The 20407-nt window shown below is 44.3% G+C and carries 6 protein-coding genes; 3 read left to right on the forward strand and 3 right to left on the reverse strand.

What is annotated here, in order from left to right; translation table 11 throughout:
* Positions 1 to 93: 93 nt before the first annotated feature.
* Genes ACGF49_RS01170 through ACGF49_RS01180 form a run of 3 tightly spaced genes read right to left on the reverse strand, consistent with a single transcriptional unit; the run spans position 94 to position 5700 of the window.
* Complete coding sequence (locus ACGF49_RS01170) at positions 94 to 2244, reverse strand: type I secretion system permease/ATPase (RefSeq protein ID WP_387488954.1); 2151 nt, start codon at positions 2242 to 2244, stop codon at positions 94 to 96.
* 2 nt (positions 2245 to 2246) lie between these two features.
* On the reverse strand, positions 2247 to 3602 hold the full coding sequence (locus ACGF49_RS01175) for an HlyD family type I secretion periplasmic adaptor subunit (protein ID WP_262978237.1): 1356 nt from the start codon (positions 3600 to 3602) through the stop codon (positions 2247 to 2249).
* Positions 3595 to 5700 carry a peptidase domain-containing ABC transporter gene (locus ACGF49_RS01180; RefSeq protein WP_113040944.1) on the reverse strand — a complete coding sequence of 702 codons (2106 nt, stop codon included), beginning with the start codon at positions 5698 to 5700 and terminating at the stop codon, positions 3595 to 3597. The genes ACGF49_RS01175 and ACGF49_RS01180 overlap by 8 nt, the downstream gene beginning before the upstream one ends.
* Before the next feature lie 322 nt (positions 5701 to 6022).
* Between ACGF49_RS01180 and ACGF49_RS01185 the strand changes: the two genes are divergently transcribed.
* From ACGF49_RS01185 to rtxA, 3 genes are read left to right on the forward strand one after another with little or no spacing between them, the layout of a single operon-like run.
* The gene (locus ACGF49_RS01185; protein WP_113040945.1) at positions 6023 to 6373 is read left to right on the forward strand and encodes a peptide chain release factor 1; all 351 of its coding nucleotides are present in this window, start codon (positions 6023 to 6025) and stop codon (positions 6371 to 6373) included.
* Between the two features lie 21 nt (positions 6374 to 6394).
* On the forward strand, positions 6395 to 6856 hold the full coding sequence (gene rtxC, locus ACGF49_RS01190; protein ID WP_113040946.1) for an RTX toxin-activating lysine-acyltransferase RtxC: 462 nt from the start codon (positions 6395 to 6397) through the stop codon (positions 6854 to 6856).
* Between the two features lie 27 nt (positions 6857 to 6883).
* Positions 6884 to 20278, forward strand: coding sequence for an MARTX multifunctional-autoprocessing repeats-in-toxin holotoxin RtxA (rtxA, locus tag ACGF49_RS01195; RefSeq protein WP_387488960.1), 13395 nt, complete (start codon positions 6884 to 6886; stop codon positions 20276 to 20278).
* The last annotated feature ends 129 nt before the right edge of the window (positions 20279 to 20407 follow it).

The raw sequence follows: 20407 nt of genomic DNA on the forward strand, positions 1-20407 counted from the left end.
ATTGAATTATTTTTTTTGAACAAATAAGTAAAATAAAAAATAATTTCAGCCAAAACTTATTCCGTCTTTGTTTAGAGTTGGCTGAATTGTCATTTAATTTTCGCCAACTTGTTGATGCCACAGATGCGCGTATAAGCCGCCTTGCTGGAGCAATTGGTCATGCGAGCCAAATTCGATAATTTGTCCCTGATCTAACACACAGATTTTATCCGCGTGGCGAATTGTATTGAGCCTATGAGCAATGCTGATCACTGTTCTGTTACGGCATATTTCGTCCATATTTGCCATGATTGCCGCTTCGGATTCATAGTCCAATGCTGAGGTGGCTTCATCAAGGATCAGAATAGTTGGGTTGACCAGGAGCGCTCTTGCTAATGCGATTCTCTGTCTTTGACCACCTGAAAGATTGACTCCTTTTTCCCCAACTGGATGCGCAAAACCGTGAGGGAAGGATTGAATAAATTCAATGGCCCCCGCTAACTCAGCGGCACGATAGACTTCTGCATCTGTTGCGTTGGGCTTACACAGCCGAATGTTATCGGTGATACTGCCAGAAAACAGGATACTTTCCTGGAGCACAACACTCATATTGCGGCGTAAAGAGACGGGATCAGCAATAGCCAAATCCATGCCATCAATCAAAACTTGTCCATGTTGAGGTATGTACAACCTTTGTAGCAAACGGGTGAGAGTACTTTTACCTGAACCGGACGGTCCAGTTATACCAATAAATTGACCCGATTTTATCAATAATGACAGGTTCGCCAGAACTTCTGGCGTGTCGTCATGGTAGCGGAAGCGAATATTTTTGAATTCAATTTGGCCTTCCAGCTCAGGTACAGAAGCTAATCCCTGTTTACTGTTTTCCATTGGCTCATCGAGAATATCCCCCACACGTTTCAAGGCGATTAACGTATGCTGAAAATCCTGCCAAACCTGTGCGAGCCGGAGGATAGGTTGCGTGACATGTCCGGCCAGCATATTGAAGGCGATAAGTTGCCCCGGAGTCAGTTCACCGCGTAAGACTTCTGTCACCCCCCACCATAGGAGGATCGCGGCGGTAAATTTCTGGACAAAATCGATTCCCTGTCCTGCGATTAAACCGCTTTTCTGTGCCGCGAAGCTTTTAGTCAACTGTTGGCTGAGAATACGTTGCCACTGATGTAAGAAACGGTTTTCAGTCGCGGTGGTTTTGATGGTTTCAATCCCAGTGACGGCTTCAGTCAGAAAGCTTGTTGCATTTGCATCGGTTTCATATTCTGCTTCTACTTTGCGGCGAATAACCGGCCCGGCGATTACCCAGAATACGAAGTAAACAAAAAGTGAGCCAATAACAATCCAGGTTAGTATCCAGGCGTAATAAAACATGATGCCAATAAACATGATGACGAAAATTAAATCCAGCAACAGCATCAGGGTAGAACCTGTCAGAAACTGGCGGATTTGAGACATCTCTCTGACTCTGGCAATGATCTGCCCTGTTTGCCGTTGCTTAAAATATTGCAGCGGCAATCCTGCCAGATGACGATACAGTCGGCCGGAGAGCTCAGAATTTATCTGGCTTGCCATGTGCCCAAACACGGTGTTGCGCATAAAGCTATACAAGGGTTCGGCAAGGGCGATAGCTAGCATGGCTATACCTAATACATGCAGGCTAGATAAACTTCGTCCTACTAATACCTTATCGATGATGTTTTCAAATAAGATCGGACTGGTCAGGGCAAATAACTGGAGAACTATGGCAAACAACAACAGATCTCTTATCTGATTTTTCTGCCGGAAAATGGAGGGATAAAACCAGCTCAAGCCGAATTTGACATGCTTTTTAGTTAATTCCTGATCTGCGATTAAAAGAATCTTATATACATTCTCTTTATTACCCGTAGATGTAGATAAGGAAAGCGATTGCGTTTGTTCAGTCACAGGATCGAGAATGGTAACATTGTCATTCTCGATTTTAATGAGTACCCACCATTGTTGTTCCAGCTCAATCAATGCCGGTAAGGGTAATGTTGGCCCTGTGTTGACAGTTAATTGCTCAATTTTACTGTGTAGCCCAATAGTGTTGGCGGCTTCACGCAGCTGTAAATCACTCAGATATAAGGAGTCAAAACCCAGGCTGTGCTGAAGTTGATCAACAGTAGCTGACTTATGAAATTGTTTCCCCACATAGACGATGCAATTTAGCGCCTGATTATGAGTGTAGTTACTGGAATCAGTGGCAGAAGAAGGTAATAGGTTCACGATTATTTCTCCCTCAATGCTTCGGATTGATACTCTCTGATAGGGCTCAAGAGATAATCGATAACGCGGCGTTGGTCGGTTTTGATTTCAGCGACGATTGACATACCTGGGGTAATTTCAACCTGGGTATCGTCTATGGCAATGCTATTACTTTTAAGGCTCACTTGAGCGGGAAAGACCAATCCTAACCGTTCATCGGTGGTTGAATCTCTGGATATACTCAGCAGTTCGCCGTCAATCGTGCCGTAACGTGTATAAGGGAAAGCATCTACCTTAACGGTGACTAGTTGGCCTGGATAAACAAACCCGGCGTCTTTGTTTAAAATTTGCACTTCCGCCAACTGCACATTGTCATCAGGGACGATCACCATTAAGTTTTGTGCTGGTTGCAGTACCGCGCCTAATGTATGGACGCTGAGTTGTTGAACTGTTCCTGTAACGGGGGAGCGAATGACTTCAAGTTGCTCCCGTACCTGAGCTTTTGCCAGCTCTTGCTCTAAAACGACCAATTGAACTTCGGCCTGTTTTCTTTTATCAAACCATTCGCGCTCTTTTTGTGTTTTCAGGCTGTTTAAGCGTTCTTCCAGGCTAATATATTGCGATTGCAGAACATGAAGCTCCGCATTTTGTTGGGCAATCAGGCGTTCTGTTTCCAGAAATTCTTTTTCCTGTTCAAGATATTCAACTTTACTGATCACTTGTTTTTGACTTAAGGTTTGACGTGCTTTTAAACGCTGGCTGATATTTTGCCGGAGCTTAGTGAGCGCATTGATATCGCTTTTTCGTGATTGTTGAGAAGAGAGATTGACGTTCATCTCTGCTTTCAGATTTGTTACAACAGCTTCGTATTCTCTTTTCTCCCGGGAATAGTTGTCAGCAACTTGTGTTTGTTGAGATGCCGGCAACGCCTGAAACAGTTCCTGTTCTGTCGGTTCCTGCTCTTTTGTCAAAGCCTGATAACGAATTTTTTCGTGGGCTTGATATTCGATCTGCTTTAATAACCGGATGATATCCTCGTTAACACCGAGTGTATTGAGTGTCAGAAGTGGGGCGTCTTTCTTTACCTGCTGCCCATTCTGAACATGGATAGCGGTTACTCTGCTCTGTTCGTATGCCTGAATTATCTGAGAACGGCCAGAGACAATTAGGCGACCGGTTGCGGTTGCCTGAACATCCAACTTACCCAGATAGGCCCAGAGCAAGGCTATGATAATGCCGATACTGAGCATTATTGCAGTGTAGCGGGCAAAAGGCGACGGTGGTCGTTGTGACAACGCTAAATGTGTCGGTAAAAAGTCATAGTGCCGTGGGCAAGGGCGCAACCAGGTTTTAATTTTATTCTTAAAAGCTTTAATCATGACAAGGCATCTCCTGTTTTAATTCTTGTTGTAACTGCCAGAGCTTCCGGTACTGTCTACCGTGGTTAAGTAGCTGTTCATGGGAGCCTTGTTCGAGAATTTCCCCCTGTTTAAGAACAATGATGCGATCACAATGACGTACAGTTGAAAGGCGGTGTGCGATTGTGATAACCGTTCTGCCTTGGGCAATTTCTGCCATATTGGATTGAATGAGTGATTGTGATTCATCATCAAGCGCACTGGTTGCTTCATCAAGAATGAGAATTTTGGGGTTAGTCAGGAGAGTGCGGGCAATAGCCAGCCGCTGACGTTGACCGCCGGATAAAGATTGTCCGCCTTCTGCGATAGTTGTGTCATATCCCATCGGCAGCTTGAGAATAAATTCATGAGCACCCGCCAGCTTAGCTGCTTTAATCACGGTTTCCAGGTCGGCGTCAGGTTTTGACTGGGCAATATTTTCATATGCCGTTTTGTTAAATAAGAAATTTTCTTGTAAAACCACACCGACTTGCTGTCTGAGTGTTTCAATATTTATATTTTGTAATGGGATTCCATCTAAGGTAATTGCGCCTATTTCTGGGGTATAAAGGCGGAGTAATAAACGAGCCAATGTACTTTTTCCGGAACCAGAGGCACCGATAATACCAATGGTTTCTCCGGCTCTGATATCGAGCGTCAATCCTTTAATCGTTGGTGGAATATCGGGTTGATAGCGAAAAACAACATGGTTAAATGAGACTGCTCCTTGCAGTGTGATTTGCTGCTGGCCGGATTGATGCTCGGTTGGCAGGTTTAACATATCTCCTAACTTATCGACGGCCACCCGTGTTCTGATAAATTGTCCCCATAGTTCCACTAATCTGGCTAATGGTTGGGCCGTGTGATTTACCATCATATTGAAGGCGATCAACTGACCGATGGTCATTTGCAGTGATAAAACCTCTGATGCGCCTAACCAGAGAATTGCCGCACTGGTAACTTTTTGCAGTAGCATAACAATATGGTTTGAGCGATTACCCAGTTGCTGTACTGCATAACTAGTATTGACCATCTTCTCAGTCTGGCTATCCCAACGGCGAACGAATTTGGGCTCTACCGCCAGACTTTTCAGGGTTTCAGCACCAGAAACCGTTTCAGTCAGAAAAGAGGTATTTATTGCTGCATGGGTGAATTGTTGTTCAACCGCTTTTTCCATACGAGGCGTTACCCACCATGCCAAAATGGCATAAAAAGGGAAGGTTGCGAGAAAAACCCAAGTTAGTAGGCCGGATAACAGGCTCATCACGTAGATGAAAATAAACATAAATAGAACATCGACAGATAAGGTGAACATTGAGCCGGTCAGGAACTCTCTAACGGTATCCAGTTCACGCACCCGAGTAACAATAGCGCCCACTTGGCGGGATTTAAAAAAGAGTAAAGGTAGCCCGAACAGATGCCGGACTAGTTTTAATCCCAGTTTGATATCAATGCGGTTTGCGGTGTGAGCGTATTGGTATTCTCGTAATCCACGCAAAATCACCTCGATGATGCCGGCGATGATTAAGCCAAAGACTAATACATCAAGTGTTGATAGCGCTTGATGGATTAAGACCTTATCCATTACCACTTGAATAACCAAGGGAGAAATTAGCGCAAGAATCTGTAACACAAAGGAAAATAACAGTATCTCACATAGATTTTTCTTTTGTGCCAGAAATTCTGGAATAAACCAACGGATGTTAAATTTAGCTTGTTTCTGTTTTATTTTAATCCATTTTCCATTCCACTCTTTTATCAGCCTTTCTTCGGACCATATTTCAGGATTTTCTTTATCAACCCTCTGTATTAGTGAGCTTTCTTTATTCGATTTGGCTAAAACAAAGGGTAGGCCATTATTATCAAACAAGATTGCGGGTAGAAGTATATTATGGTGCTTTTTGCCTACGGAATTTTTACTTGAAATCGATAAATTAAATTTTTCCTCTATATTACTTATAGATGAATAATAACAATTAGATTTTTTTAATTTATCAATGTCAGTGATGTTTTCTTTTCTATTATATATCATCAATATTAATTTTAATGATGCTATGGTCAATTTCTCAATTTTATTCATGAAAAAATATCTTTAAAATCCACAAAATATGAATTAAAACAAATGGTTATATTAATTTTGTGTAGCATTTAAGTGTTGCTTATTATCTTATATTTATTGTCATTATCGATGTGGGTAAATGGGACTATATATGTGGGGTAAAAGGACTTTTTGGGTGTAAATGTTGATTTTGAGTTTTTTCTCTATATTATTTCATTGGTTTTTTTACTCTTAATGTATTTATAGATATAAAAATTCAAGATACCCGTGAATCAAATGTCTTTTTTGTTGTAAACATTGTATAACTTCATTAATAAATTGTTTATTTTTGGTAAATAAAAATATGTCTGAAAAATTCGTACAAACCATCTCTAGTGTTAATTATAATAAAGGGATTTTTTCTCTTTATTTCGTTGGTCAAGAACCTAATCGTATGGCGAATGGGATAATGGCAGAAAATGATAATGAACTTGAATTAAAGCAAGTTATCCATATGCCAGCATCGGGATTTATGTATATGGTTTCGATGGTTAAAAATATGTTGGAAGATCCACGAATGGCGGCTGAATTTGACAAATTGGTTGCAGCCGGGTTTTTACCTGCGCCACAAGTGGCTGAAGAGCAAATTGCATCGGAATCTATAGCGGAAGAACCTGCTAACGCTAAAAAACGCCTATCTAAAAATACAAAATAAGATCTCATGGTTGATTAGCGGATGGCGATTATACATCAACCAGTGAAACTGAATAACGCAGAAATTCAAGCAATGATTGGAGGAGTAATGCTGCTGAGTCAGCATTCTCCTCTGCATCGGAGATACCTGGTGTCCGAGTGGCAACAGCGTATCTTGCCTTCATTTGAGTTGAATCAGTTTTGCTATTACGAAGATGAACACGGGCACCCAATCGCCTTTTGTAATTGGGCTTTTTTATCTGAGCAGAATCGAGATGAGCTTCTTTCGGGAGAAAGAGAGCTTATCCACACAGACTGGCGCTCAGGTCCACATATCTTTTTTCCCGAAATGATTGCTCCTTTTGGTCACGGTCGTGAAGTTGCCAAGGATTTGCGCCGCCGTGTCTTTTTGCCGTGGAAAGGCCAGAAAGCTTGTACTGTCCGCGGGAAGCTGGATGTTCAAAATAACCGCTGTATTCGTCAGGTACAGTGGTTTTTTGTTTAATTTTTGTATGATTTAAAGGGATTTTTGATGGGGAAATCATCAAATAGAAGTACAGAGTACTTCTTTACAGGAAAATACTACGACGATAATGATGGTAATAGTATTACTGCTATTGGTGTTGGTGGTGAAGTTTATGCTTATGGCGGAAATGATGATGTTACTGTTGGTTCACTTAAAGTCGATGTATACCACACAGATGGTGACCTTGCGGTAAAGGGAGCTTCAGGTTACACCGGCATTAGTAAAACGGGAAATGGTGGCTTGTCATTTGCGGGGGCCGCCGGTGCGGCTTTTATTAATCATACGGGTGATACGGGAAATTTAAATTATTCGGGTGCTGCCGGCTACAATAAACTGGTTCGTAAGGGTTTGTCTGGTGATACAAATTTTAAAGGGGCTGGTGGATACAATAAGTTATGGCATGAAACTAACCGGGGAAATTTAGATTTTGCCGGCGCAGGGGCATACAACGACATTGACCGTACCTGGTTTAACCGTTATCAAGATTCACAGGGAAATGTGACTTTTAATGGCGCAGGCTCTGCAAACAGCATCAGCTCACGAGTGGAGAGCGGTAACGTTACATTTAATGGGGCTGGTGCTGATAATCACATTGTACGTAAAGGTAAAGAAGGTAATATTATCTTACGTGGTGCGGGGGCATCGAATCGCATTGAGCGTGTACGCCAAAATAAAGACGAGTATGAACAGACCCGCGGTGATATTACTGTTGAAGGTGCGGGGGGGTATAACAAACTCTATTCTGATGTCGCGCATGGCAATATTAATTTCTCCGGTGCGGGTGCTTACAATGAAATCACCAGAATAGGCATGAATAGCGATTCCGATGGTGAGACACTGGAATTTGCTAAAGCTAAAGAAATCGTATTGACGACGGCAACGATGGGAGGAAGCTGGATTCAGGAGTCTCAGCAAGTTACAGGTATTAAATCAACCGTCGAACCGAATACCTATCTTTTTGCGTTTGCTGACAAAATGTACACTAAAATCAGCAAAGTCCAGCTTCAGAATAATCCCACCACAGGTAGACTCGGTTATCATGCCACTTCTTGGTATAAAGCAGGTAACCACCTTAAAAATCTTGCGGCGAAAGAAATTTCGTCAGGCAATGGATTTATCGCGGTAAACGCTAATGGGGCTTACCGTCTCTCCAGTTTGGTTTTTGAGCATCAGCAACCTATCGAGATTCATGCTATCGAGGAAAGCCTATTGATAGATCGGTGGGTAACCTATGCGGGCGGCATGGTAATTAAAGCAGAGGATATCTCGCTAGGCGATGCCAAAATGGGGGGATATGCGATCTTCTCTGATGGCCGCAAAGTTGAGGTTTCCGCAGTCAAATCGAACCGGCAGCCCAATACTTATGTGTATGCCAAGGTAATGGGGCGATATACCAAAATTGTTGAAGTTCAGTTGAAAAACGATCCTGAAACAAGGCAACTGAAATACAAAGCAATAGCATGGTACAAAGCAGGCGATCATACGGGTAATTTGGCTAATGAAGAGCTTTCCTATGCTAACGGATATACCTCTATTGGCCCCGGTTACACGTTAAGCCAGCTTCAATATGACGTTAATACGGTGCGCCGTACTTCCCATCGATTAGTACATAGCGAAGAATATAGCCAGCAAGACCTTGTAAAGTCACCCACAAGCAGTGGTTACGTTAATTTTAACGGTGCGGGTGGTGGAAACGTTATTAAATCTAATGTCACGCGGGGAAATGTTAATTTTAAGGGCGCAGGAGCAGCGAATGTCATTTTGCACGGCTCAAAATTCGGTGATACCAATTTTGATGGTGCTGGTGCAGCTAACGTCGTTGTAAAAAGTGGTGAAGAGGGCGATCTGACATTCCGTGGCGCGGGTTTAGCCAATGTCTTGGTTCACCAAAGCCAGCGCGGAAAAATGGATGTTTACGCTGGTGGTGCGGTAAATGTTCTTGTGCGGGTCGGGGATGGGCGATATCTGGCACATCTTCTGGCTTATGGCAATATCTCGATCCACAAAGGCAACGGTAACAGCCGGGTGTTGATGTTGGGCGGGTACAACACTCATACCCAAATAGGTAATGGCAATGGGAACTGGTCCGGAGCGGGCGGTTTTAACGTCATCACCCAGGCCGGAGCAGGGGATATCTCTTCTGTACTTTTAGGTGGCGCTAACGTGCTAACAAAGCTCGGTGCGGGAGATATGGTTGCCGGTATGTTCGGCGGTGCCAATATTATCACCCATCTCAGTGAGGAGACTGAAACCGCCAACACCACCGCCATTGTGTTGGGCGGAGCCAACATCTTGACCAAGAAAGGGAAAGGCAATGCGTTGGCGGTAATGGGCGGTGGTGCAAACGTCCTTACGCATATCGGTGACGGCAATACCACGGGCGTGATGCTGGGTGGCGCGAATATCTTGACCAAAGTCGGAAAGGGTGACACGACTGGCATCCTGTTTGGCGTTGGCAATGTGTTGACCCATGTTGGTGACGGTTTGACGCTGGGCGTGATGGCTGCGGCAGGGAACATCTTCACCAAAGTCGGGGAGGAGACATCAATTGCGGTCATGATTGGTGCGGGCAACCTGTTTACCCATGTCGGCAAAGGGGATGCATGGGCGTTAATGGGGGGCGCAGTGAACGTCTTTACCAAAGTGGGTGACGGTAATGCGCTGGCCTTGATGGTAGCGGCGGGCAATGTGTTTACGCATATTGGGGATGGCACCAGTGTTGCGCTGATGCTGGCAAAGGGCAATATCGCCACGAAAGTGGGTAATGGCATGACCCTGGCGGCGATGATGGGCAAAGCCAATATCTTTACCCATGTCGGGGAGGGCAATACCTTTGCCGCCATGATTGGGGGTGCCAATGTGCTGACCAAAGTCGGTAACGACCTGACCGCCGCCTTAATGATAGGGAAAGCCAATATCTATTCGCATGTGGGTGATGGCACCAGTATCGGTTTGTTTGCCGGTGAATTGAACGTGATGACCAAAGTCGGTAATGGCACAACGCTGGCGGCCATGTTTGGTAAAGCCAATATGATGACCCATGTGGGGGATGGTTTAACCGGCGTGTTAGCACTGGGTGAGGCCAATATCGTTACCAAAGTGGGTGATGATTTTATGGGGGTGGTTGCGGCGGCTAAAGCGAACGTGATTACCCACGTGGGCAACTCAACGACGGCGGCTGTTTTGCTTGGCAAAGGCAATATTCTGACCAAAGTGGGCGACGGCACGACAGTCGGCCTGCTTATTTCCGATGTCGGTAACGTGATGACCCATGTCGGCGAGGGCACGACAGTGGGGTTGGCCAAAGGAAAAGCCAATCTTATCACCAAAATTGGCGGTGGCACCGGGGTGAATGCGGTCTGGGGTGAAGCGCATATCCTGACTCAGGTGGGAAATGGCGACCGTTACAACTTCGCGAAAGGTCAAGCGAACATTGTTACCAAAGTGGGTAATGGGCAAGAAGTCACGGTGGTTCAGGGCGATGCCAACATTATCACCCATGTGGGTAATGGTGATGACTATACCGGAGCTTGGGGACAAGCCAACATCATCACTAAGATAGGAGATGGGCGTAATGTGGTGCTTGCCAAAGGTAAAGCCAATATTGTCACCCAGGTGGGTAAAGGAGACGGTTTTAATGCCTTATGGAGCGCAGGCAATGTCGTCACCAAAGTGGGAGACGGTATGCAGATTACGGTGGCAAAAGGGAAAGCTAACGTCACGACGACAGTAGGCAATGGCTTAAGTGTAACGGCTGCTCATGGTGACGCTAACATTAACACCCATGTGGGGGATGGTGTTTCGGTTAACGTGGCGTGGGGGAAATATAACGTCAATACCAAAGTTGGGGATGGCCTCAATGTTGCGGTAATGAAAGGCTTAGGTAATGCCAATATTCAAATTGGTCATGGCTTATATGTTAATGCCTCTTATGCGCGCAACAATGTGGCGATTAAGATTGGTGATGGTGATTTTTACAGCTTGGCTGTGGCATCGAGTAATACAGAAAGCAACAAACTTACCTCTTTCTTCAACAATATCAAACAAACTGTACTCGGTGTGGGTGGCAGCCAGGCGATTAACTATCTGGTGCATGGGGATGAAGCAAACACATCGGGTACCCACAAAGGCAGAGGTGCGATTAACTTAACTGAAGTTTCCTCCATTGATGGTTTTAAGATGGATGAAATTGATCAAGTTGGTTCGGACTTAAATAATCATCTGAGCAGTTCTGTAACAGCGGTAGAAGTACCTAATATTGACTCAATAGAAAATTCTTTAGCCAGTTCGTTGAATCGAAAAACGCGGTCGGTATCAGATCGGAACGAAAATCTGATCGTCAATGGTAATTTTGAACAAGGTAATCAAGGTTGGCAATCAACCAATGGTGTTGAAGCATATTATGAGGCAAGTGCTTACGGCCTTGATAACGCAGGTCATGGCTCACGGGTCAGTGAACTTGATGTGGATGTCAGTACCACTATTTACCAGGATCTGAAAAACCGGTTTGAAGGTGAAGTCATTTCATTAAGCTTTGATTTTGCAAAACGTGCAAATAATGTTATGCCTAATGAAGGCATGGAAGTTATTTGGAATGGTGAAAGTAAATTTACCATTACTAATGGTGATACGGCATGGCAAAGTGAAACACTGGAATTAATCGCTAAAGCAGGTACTAACCGTATCGAATTTAAAGGTATCGGCGATAATAATGGTATTGGTTATATCTTGGATAACGTTGTTGCAAAATCTGTAGGTACATTGCCAGCCAATAGTGTTACTGAATATGCCAGGCAAGATCAGGCGGCTAAAAATGCGTTAAGTGATAAAGATAAAGCCGAAAAAGATCGCCAGCTTCTGGAACAAGAAAAAGAGAAACAACTGGCAGCGATTGAAAAATCGAAATCTCAATTGGAATCAACGGATCAGGAAGCTCTTAACCAAAATGGGCAAGTACAGAGTGATGCGATAAAAGAAGAAGCTCAGGCAGCGACTGAAGAACTGACTTTAATCGCTGACAAATTTAAACAACTTAAAGATGAAACTGATGATAGTCGTGAGTTGGATAACCATTATCTCGACTACGTGGGTGGAATTTCTGAGGACATCCAGAAGCGGTTGGATGATATCCGTCCGACATTAGAAAAACGGCTGGCAGAGATACATCGGGATACTATTGATACACAGCAAAAAGTAAAAGATGCTGTGGTGCTATCAGAAGCAGGTGCTGAAAAAGGTAAACAAAATCGTGATAAGGCGATTCTTGATGGTGTAGACGCACAATTCAAAGCAGATCAGAGAAAAGAAGAAGCTCTTTCACAACAGCAGCAGGCAGAAAAGGCGAAGGACAACGCCAATATTGCGTATCAGAATGCAGAAAGCCGTGGTAAGCGTGATACCGTAGCGGCGGAAAGTAAAGCAGCTCAGACCCAAACTGATGCTAAAGGGGCGAAACTAAGTGACTCTAAACCTGCTCGTATTGGTGCAAGTGGCAGTGGCTTGTCAGGAGAAAAAGCCTATGAGTCAACGGGGGCGGGAGAAACCGGCAGCCATATTGATCCTGAATCGATGCCAGAAGCGAGAAACAGATATTATCAAGGACTGACCGAAGAAGAATTGCAAGCGTTGGAGAGTGCTAAACAAGCTGTTAGCCGGTTGCAGATCAACGCGGGAATTCGTGCAAAAAATACTGGTGTTTCGTTTATTCCTCGGTCTGTTGAAACACAATCTGACAGCATTGTGGTTCCTCTTTCACATGAGACGCGTGAACTCGTTAGAAAAGCGCCGATAATTTCTGGTATTAATCTGGAAGGATTGGGTGGCAGCAAGAAGAGGGCAGTCGATTCTTCCGTACTCAGTCGTGCACAAAAAATCGCCCATATCTACCGTTGGCTTGATAATGGTAACGATAATGTGTCGGACGAATATATTCCTGTTCCCGGATTTAAGCGTGTTAATGCAGATATTTCTGATAAAACCAGGCAACGGATAGTGACTTTTGTTGAACGGCATCTCAAGAATCCCAATGCCAAAAATAAAGTACCTGAAAATGAAATCACATCTTTAGCGAAACTATTTGTTGACGCCACATTAGATTATGACTGGGATAAACGAGTTGAGTTTATTACAAAACTAGACAGTTATGGCTATGGCTTTGAACCTGCCCGCGATGACAAAAGTATTGTTTCATTCTGGTCCGGGAAGAGTTTTAGAAGGCATCGAGATGTTCTTGAGGCCGCTCAACCGGATGGTAAGAAAATTGTTTACGATGTTGATGTGCAGGGAAACGCTTTTGCGATTCAACTCAATCAGCAACTCATGCGTTGGGGAATTATGTACCTCGCCGATCCTGAAAATAGTGAACATAAAGCGCTAAGATCGGCAATTGATGCTGCTACGTATAGCAACACTGGTTTCTGGAGTTCCATCTATGCCGCGGGATCACGTGGTGATGTTTATTTGATCTCTGAGGGGGGATTACGTCTTGGCAACTATTTCTGGAATGTTGAATTACCTGTATTGCGTAAACTACAACGTGAAGGATTAGTCGGTGATATTCGATTGTTGGATAAGCCGGCAAGTGAATATAAAGGGTTGCCTACCGAGTCGATTGGCCGCAAATTAACAGAGGCGGGTATTGCTGTGCAGGCGCGGTTTGATGTTTTGACTATTGAAGAACAGAAAAAACGGCTGTTAGCTAACCCCGGCGGCTATAAAGCCGATACCGTTGTTGATCTCGATATTAAGCTTAGTGCTATCGACACGATGCTGAATCAAGCATTGCCGTTTTATGGATTACGTACAGAACGTAACATATTAGTGCAAAAGAGTGATGAAGGATTTGAGGTGCGTTCGTGGCCAGGTAATGGCAATGAATTTAAGAGAATTATTGTAAAAAATACCACTAGCAATAATCTGCTTAAAGCAGTTGAACGTTTTATTCTTGCTAATTACGACAATTATGCACAGTTACCTGATGAGTTATATTTCATTGAAGATCGGATTATATCTCATCATCAAGGACATACTCGAATTCTTACTGAGAAAGTGAATGGCATCTGGAAGCCCATACCAAAATTGATGTCGGTGAGTGAGTTCCAGCAAGCCGCATCTGTTGCAGGTAAAATTCGTGGTGACAGTTATCAAAAAGTGATTGATGCATTAGAGAGTTATCACAATGCCCGACAAGGAAGAAAAGACTATGAATTGGATGTGATTGGAAAATTATCCGATTTGCGCCAACAGGTTGAAGGATATCTCTTAGGTCATCCTGACTCAGGTCGTGTACCAGCAATGAAGGACTTATTGTCTCAAATTGACACGCGTTTCGAAGAGTCGATGGTGCTTGCTGAATCCACGGTGAGAATCCCAGAGCAAGGCGATTTCAGTAGTCTGTACGATAAGTTTGACAGTGCGAATATCAAGGATTCAAAACATCTTTATATTGATGAAAATGGTGATTTTGTCACTCGGGGTAAGGCAAATATTCATATTAACCAGAAAGCGGAGAGTTCTGATAAAGCGGTTGAGCAAGTCAAGGCGGCGGTTATTAAAGAATATGGTCAAGATGTCTCAGATGCCGTCTTCTCGAATCTGAAAGCCAGCGATTTATCGATGGATGGTAAAGGCATTGATGTCTCTGGTTTAGGAAAAATCCATCAAGCGATTGAGCAGCATTTATCTCCGATAAGTGCCACACTGTTTGTTTGGAAACCAAGCGATCATAGCGAATTGGGTCACGTCGCCATGCAAATTGGTCAGGGACGTGCGCATATTAATACTGACGACGCGGGTGCTATCAATGAGAAAAATTATGTCAGTTGGTGGCCGTCGTTGAACCATAAAACTCTTGAAGCAGATGTAGCCTTTGAAGAGCATGATAAGTTCGGCCTGAAAGATGGTGATCGTAAATTACAACGTTTCATTGAAAAGCTGCAATTGGCACGAGGGATAGATATAACCTTCAAAGATGTTACTGAAGGCTTTGCCATGATGGCATTGGCAAATCCTACGTTGTTGCAATCAGCCGACATTCCTGAGCAGATATACCAGCCATTTGTTGAAATGTGGAATGATCATCAATATGAGATGGCCGATGTTGGCAGACTTTTTGCGGAAGAATTGCGATATCAAGCCGATAAAAATGTACAAGATCCTCAACTGGCAGAAAAACGTGTTGCTAATGTCATTCGTGAATTTAAAGAGCGAGAGTTGGAGAATATTCGGGACTTTAAAATTAGCGAAGCCGATCAAGGGCGCGTATTCCGCATTAACCTTGAAGGTCTGGATGTGGCGGCAATGCAGGCGGAATGGAATAAAATCAGTAGCGACCCTAATAAGCATTATCAATTGCTGACGAATAACTGTTCAAGCATTGTTGCCAGAGTATTAAAAGCAGGGGGTGCGGATAAACTTGTCGGTCATAAGTGGCTACCAAAGTTTGGTACCTGGACGCCAACTGAGTTGTTTAATTATGCTCAGGCACTTCAGGAAGCTCAGCTTGAAACAATAGCGAAAAAACAAAACCACTCTCCTGTGGAAGATTTAACTGCGTTATCTGGCAAAAATAAGGCATTAGAAACAGTCGTCATGGAGAATGATAGCACTCCATTATTGAATGAACTTATTACCAAGGATGGTTTGCGTAAGGAGGCCAAAGTTTTTGCTAAACCGATAGGTCCTTCTTATCAGGTAATTCTGGACGAACTTGACCGCATTCATAACCTGACTGGAAACGAGCAGTTAGCCGCAGGCTTCGAACTATATCAACGTATTACCCGTTACCTTGATGCACATCCTGATTCCAAACGTAATACCGCCTTGAGCAACGTACAGACGCAACTGGGGGATATTATGTTTAGCGGTGCATTACAGGAGGTGCGTGGCCCGTTGCTGGAGATAGCTCAAACTCGACCTGAGATGGCATTACGGATCTACCAGATTGCCAGCAATGAAGTTCGTGGTGATACACCAGGACTGACAGATCTGATGGTGCGTTGGGTGAAGGAAGATCCTTATCTTGCTGCTAAGTTAGGATATCAGGGGGAAATTCCCGCCGATCTCGCTTTTAATCCTAAATTCCATGTGGATTTAGGTGATCAGTTTGATGATTTCAAACAATGCCTGAGTCGAGCTCAAGATAAGGGATTGCTGACTCATGCTCGGATTGATGAGCGGAATAAGCGGGTTCATCTCGGCTACAGTTATAATGAGCTGCTGGATATGACGGGATCTGAAGATGTGAAGATGGCGGTCTATTTCCTTAAGGAAGTCGCTAAACAAGCGGATCCAAATTTTGCTGGTTCACACGAAGCGATTTTACTTAATCGGTTTGCTAATCCTGCCTACTTGGTTCAGTTGGAGCGGGGTAGGTTGGCACAGATAGAAGCGATATATCACAGCTCCCGTCAAACAGATGTCGCGGCTTGGGACAAACAATATTCCTCAGACGCCCTGACACAACTCAACCGTCAGCTTAGTGACGGGGTAGATCTGAATAACCAGTTATCGGTGCTACTTAAGGATCGCCAAGGGTTGCTGATCGGTGAGAGTCATGGTTCAGATCTTAATGGATTGCGTTTTGTCAATGAGCAGATGGATGCGTTGAAAGCTCATGGCGTGACGGTTATTGGATTGGAGCATTTGCGTTCGGATTTGGCTCAGCCGTTGATAGATAAGTTCTTGGCAGGTGGAGATATGCCCGCTGAACTGGCCGCTATGATTGAGACCAAACATTTGCCTGTTGACTTATTTGCGCGGGCTAAAAGTAAAGGGATCAAAATTATTGTATTGGATGACAACAGCACGACTCGTCCGGCAATAGAGGGATCACAACATGGCCTGATGTATCGTGCTGGTGCAGCTAATAATGTGGCGGTTGGGCAGTTGGGACAATTAGCTGAGGGAGAGAAATTTGTTGCCATTTATGGTGATGCTCATCTGCAATCCCATGAAGGTATTGATCATTTTGTACCTGGCATGACTCATCGTCTCGGTTTGCCGGCCCTTAAAGTGGATGCAAATAACCGTTTCATAGCTCAGGCGGATGATATTAGCCTGCGCAAGCGTTATGACGATGTTGCCAATGTGCTGCGTATTCAATTGCTTAATGGTTTGCAAGCCACATCAGCGGTAGAGTTAGTTCATAAGCCCGTTGAGCTCTGGCAAACAGTAGAGGTAATACCACAAACCGATGGTCGAGAGACCCGCTTTGATGGTCAAATCATTATCCAGATGGAGGATGATCCTGTAACAGTCAAAGCAGCGGCTAATCTGGCGAGTAAGCACCCGGATTCCAGCGTAGTTGTTCAGCTTGATTCTGAGGGTAAATACCGCGTTGTCTATGGTGATTCATCTAAATTTACACCATCGGACAAGTTACGCTGGCAGATTGTGGGGCATGGTCGTAGCGAATCAGAGCGGAATAACACGCGTCTGAGTGGTTACAGTGCCGATGAACTGGCAATAAAACTCAAACAATTCACTCAAAGCTTTGGTCCGGCGGGTAAACCAGACCATATTAGCATCGTGGGTTGTTCGCTGATTAATGATGACAAACGAGATGACTTTGCTCGTCACTTCATCACCACCTTAAAAGGGCAAGGTATTCACACAACTGTTTCGGCTCGTCGTAGTGAAGTTGCCGTTGATGTGACTGGGCGTAAATTTACCCAGAATGAAAATAATCAATGGATCAATAATCTGACTGATAACAAAGTCGTCTTGAGTTGGAATGAAAAAGGTGAACTTGAAACTCGTTCAGAGCGAGTGCGTCGCAATATTGCTGAAAGCGATATCAATCTTTCTCGTGTCGGTGTCGCGGATACTGATACGCCACCTAAAGGTGCAATTGTGGATAATGCAGATATTTTCACTGCGCCAGAGAAGCGCAAAAATAAAATTGAAACCGATTCAAGTCATGTATCGAATAACCAACTGATTTACTCAGGTAATATTCAGGTGGATGTGGGGAATGGTGAATTTACTGCGCTCAATTGGGGAACATCGAACGTTGGCATCAAAGTAGGTATTGGTGGCTTTAAATCATTGGCCTTCGGGGATAATAATGTGATGGTGCACATCGGCAATGGTGACAGTCAACACAGCTTCGATATTGCAGGTTATCAGGCGCTTGAAGGGGCACAAATGTTTATTGGCAATCGTAACGTCAGTTTCAATAAAGGCCGTAGTAATGACCTGATTGTGATGATGGATAAATCCCTGCCAACGCCGCCGTTGGTTAATCCATTTGATGGTGCAGCCCGTATTTCCGGTGTGTTGCAAAGCATTGCTCATTCTGGTGAAGAGCAGGACTGGCTAGCGGTGCAAGATCAGCAATGGACAATCGCTGGCGCGAAAAAATTTGTTCAGGATATGTCTGGTTTGGACCAAACCAGCAGCGTTGACTATAAGACGCTGGTTGATTTGGGTTCTCAACATGAGCGTAGTAGCCGTGGTCTGAAAAGTGATACGGAAGCCGCGCTGAATAAGCAATTCAACCAGTGGCTAAGTAATAATGGCAGCAGCGTTGATATAGGTAAAATGAGCCGTGCGGATAAATTCCGTCAGGCCAATGAGAAACTGGCATTTAACTTTGCGATAGGGGGACAGGGGGCGGATATTCAAGTGACCACGGGTAACTGGAACTTTATGTTTGGTGACAATATCCAGTCGATTCTCGATACTAACCTGGGTTCGTTGTTCAGTTTAATGACTCAGCAATACTCGACAACCGGTATAGCGAAGACCACGTTTACCTATAATCCGCAGGATTTGCCTCGCCAGCTTAAGAATAAATTGCTTGGCCGGTTAGCCAGTGTGAATGTAGATACCACTTTAGCGGATATCTTTGATGTGGATTACACTGCGGATGGTCGTATTGTCTCCCGTGGAGACGAGCCAGTGGATGGTGTGGCTATTCTAAAAGAGATGATTGAAGTCATTGGAAAATTCGGTGGTGAACAACTGAAAGTTTTCACTGATCCAGATAAATTGCTAGACGGCCTGAAATCTCACCTCAATATGGGGACGGATGGCATTAAATCCTTTGCTGAGAGTCATGGACTGAAACAGAAAGAGCCTGATGAAAATGAAAAAGCGGAGAGCACCGAACCAGAGCGTGCACTTGGTTTTCATTCGCTGAATTTGCCTAACCTGTTTGCGACGATGTTCAGCAAAGATAAGCAAGAAGAGATGAAGTCATTAGTGACCAATTTAAAAGGAAATCTAACCGCGGATCTGCTCAATATGGAGCAGAAAACGTTTGATTTCTTGCGTAACAGCGGTCATCTGCAAGGGAATAGCGATATCCATGTATCGTTGGGGAACTATAACTTCAACTGGGGCGGTGATGGTAAAGATCTTGGTGCCTATCTGGCAGATAACAACAACTTCTGGGGTGGTCGCGGAGATGATGTTTATTATTCAATCGGTACTTCCAACATCTTTGCGGGCGGTGCAGGTAATGATCTGGGCGTACTGATGGGGCGTGAAAACTGGATGTTTGGCGGTAATGGCGATGATACCGCGGTGGTAGCCGGACGCATTAACCATGTGTTCATGGGGGAAGGTAATGACCAGACGTTTGTCTTTGGCGAAGGCGGCTTAATTAATACCGATAAGGGCCAGGATTACGTTGTCACCTCAGGCAACTACAACCGGGTGGATACTGGAGAAGATCAAGATTATGCCGTGACCATTGGTAATAACAACCGGGTTGAATTGGGTGCAGGCCATGACTTTGCCAGAGTATTTGGTAATGATAACCGGATTGACGGCAACACTGGTAACGATGTGATTAAACTGATGGGCTACCATGCGGTGATTAATGGTGGAGAAGGTGATGACCACCTGATAGCGGCGACTATTTCGAAGTTCGGCCAGTTTGACGGCGGTGAGGGGCAGGATTTGCTGGTGTTGGGCGGTTATCAGAACCACTTTCAGGGGGGCGCAGGGATAGACAGCTTTGTGGTCAGTGGTAAGGTGATTGACAGTCAGGTTGATGATATCAATGCAGAAGATATGATTGTCTTTGACGGAATTGACTGGCAAAACCTGTGGTTCCAGCGTAGCGGATATGATTTGGTATTATCAGTAAACCGCCATACTGAGGATAAAACTGCTCAGGGGGCATTTGAATCAATAGGTTCGGTCACTTTTAGCAATTACTTTAATGGTAATCGCGCCAAACTGGTGGCGCGGACGGGAGATAAGAATACATTGGGAGAGCGTGAGTTTACGGCGCTATCGGATAATGCGGTTGATACTTTGATCCAGTCAATGAGCAGTTTTGCGCCGACAGCGGGTGATAATGGTTTTATTGAAAATCTGGACAGTAAGGCGAAAATTGCCATTACAACGGCGTGGGCAGATACCACGGTGGGTAAGGCGCAGTTTGCGTAATTAATTCTCAAAAATAAAAGTTAAAATGAATAATAAAAAAGGCTCACAGAATCGGTGAGCTTTTTTTTCGCTGAATAACAAATGTTCGTTATATTATAGTTTTTTCACTGACCAATGGTTATTTTTATT

The organism is Photorhabdus sp. RM96S (assembly GCF_042879335.1).
In the GTDB taxonomy this organism is placed as follows: domain Bacteria; phylum Pseudomonadota; class Gammaproteobacteria; order Enterobacterales; family Enterobacteriaceae; genus Photorhabdus; species Photorhabdus kayaii.

What these genes read in the sequence shown, in the direction of transcription:
- ACGF49_RS01175 (WP_262978237.1), bottom strand. Translation starts at nt 3,602, where the DNA reads ATGATTAAAGCTTTTAAGAATAAAATTAAAACCTGGTTGCGCCCTTGC.
- ACGF49_RS01180 (WP_113040944.1), bottom strand. Translation starts at nt 5,700, where the DNA reads ATGAATAAAATTGAGAAATTGACCATAGCATCATTAAAATTAATATTG.
- ACGF49_RS01185 (WP_113040945.1), top strand. Translation starts at nt 6,023, where the DNA reads ATGTCTGAAAAATTCGTACAAACCATCTCTAGTGTTAATTATAATAAA.
- rtxC (WP_113040946.1), top strand. Translation starts at nt 6,395, where the DNA reads ATGGCGATTATACATCAACCAGTGAAACTGAATAACGCAGAAATTCAA.
- rtxA (WP_387488960.1), top strand. Translation starts at nt 6,884, where the DNA reads ATGGGGAAATCATCAAATAGAAGTACAGAGTACTTCTTTACAGGAAAA.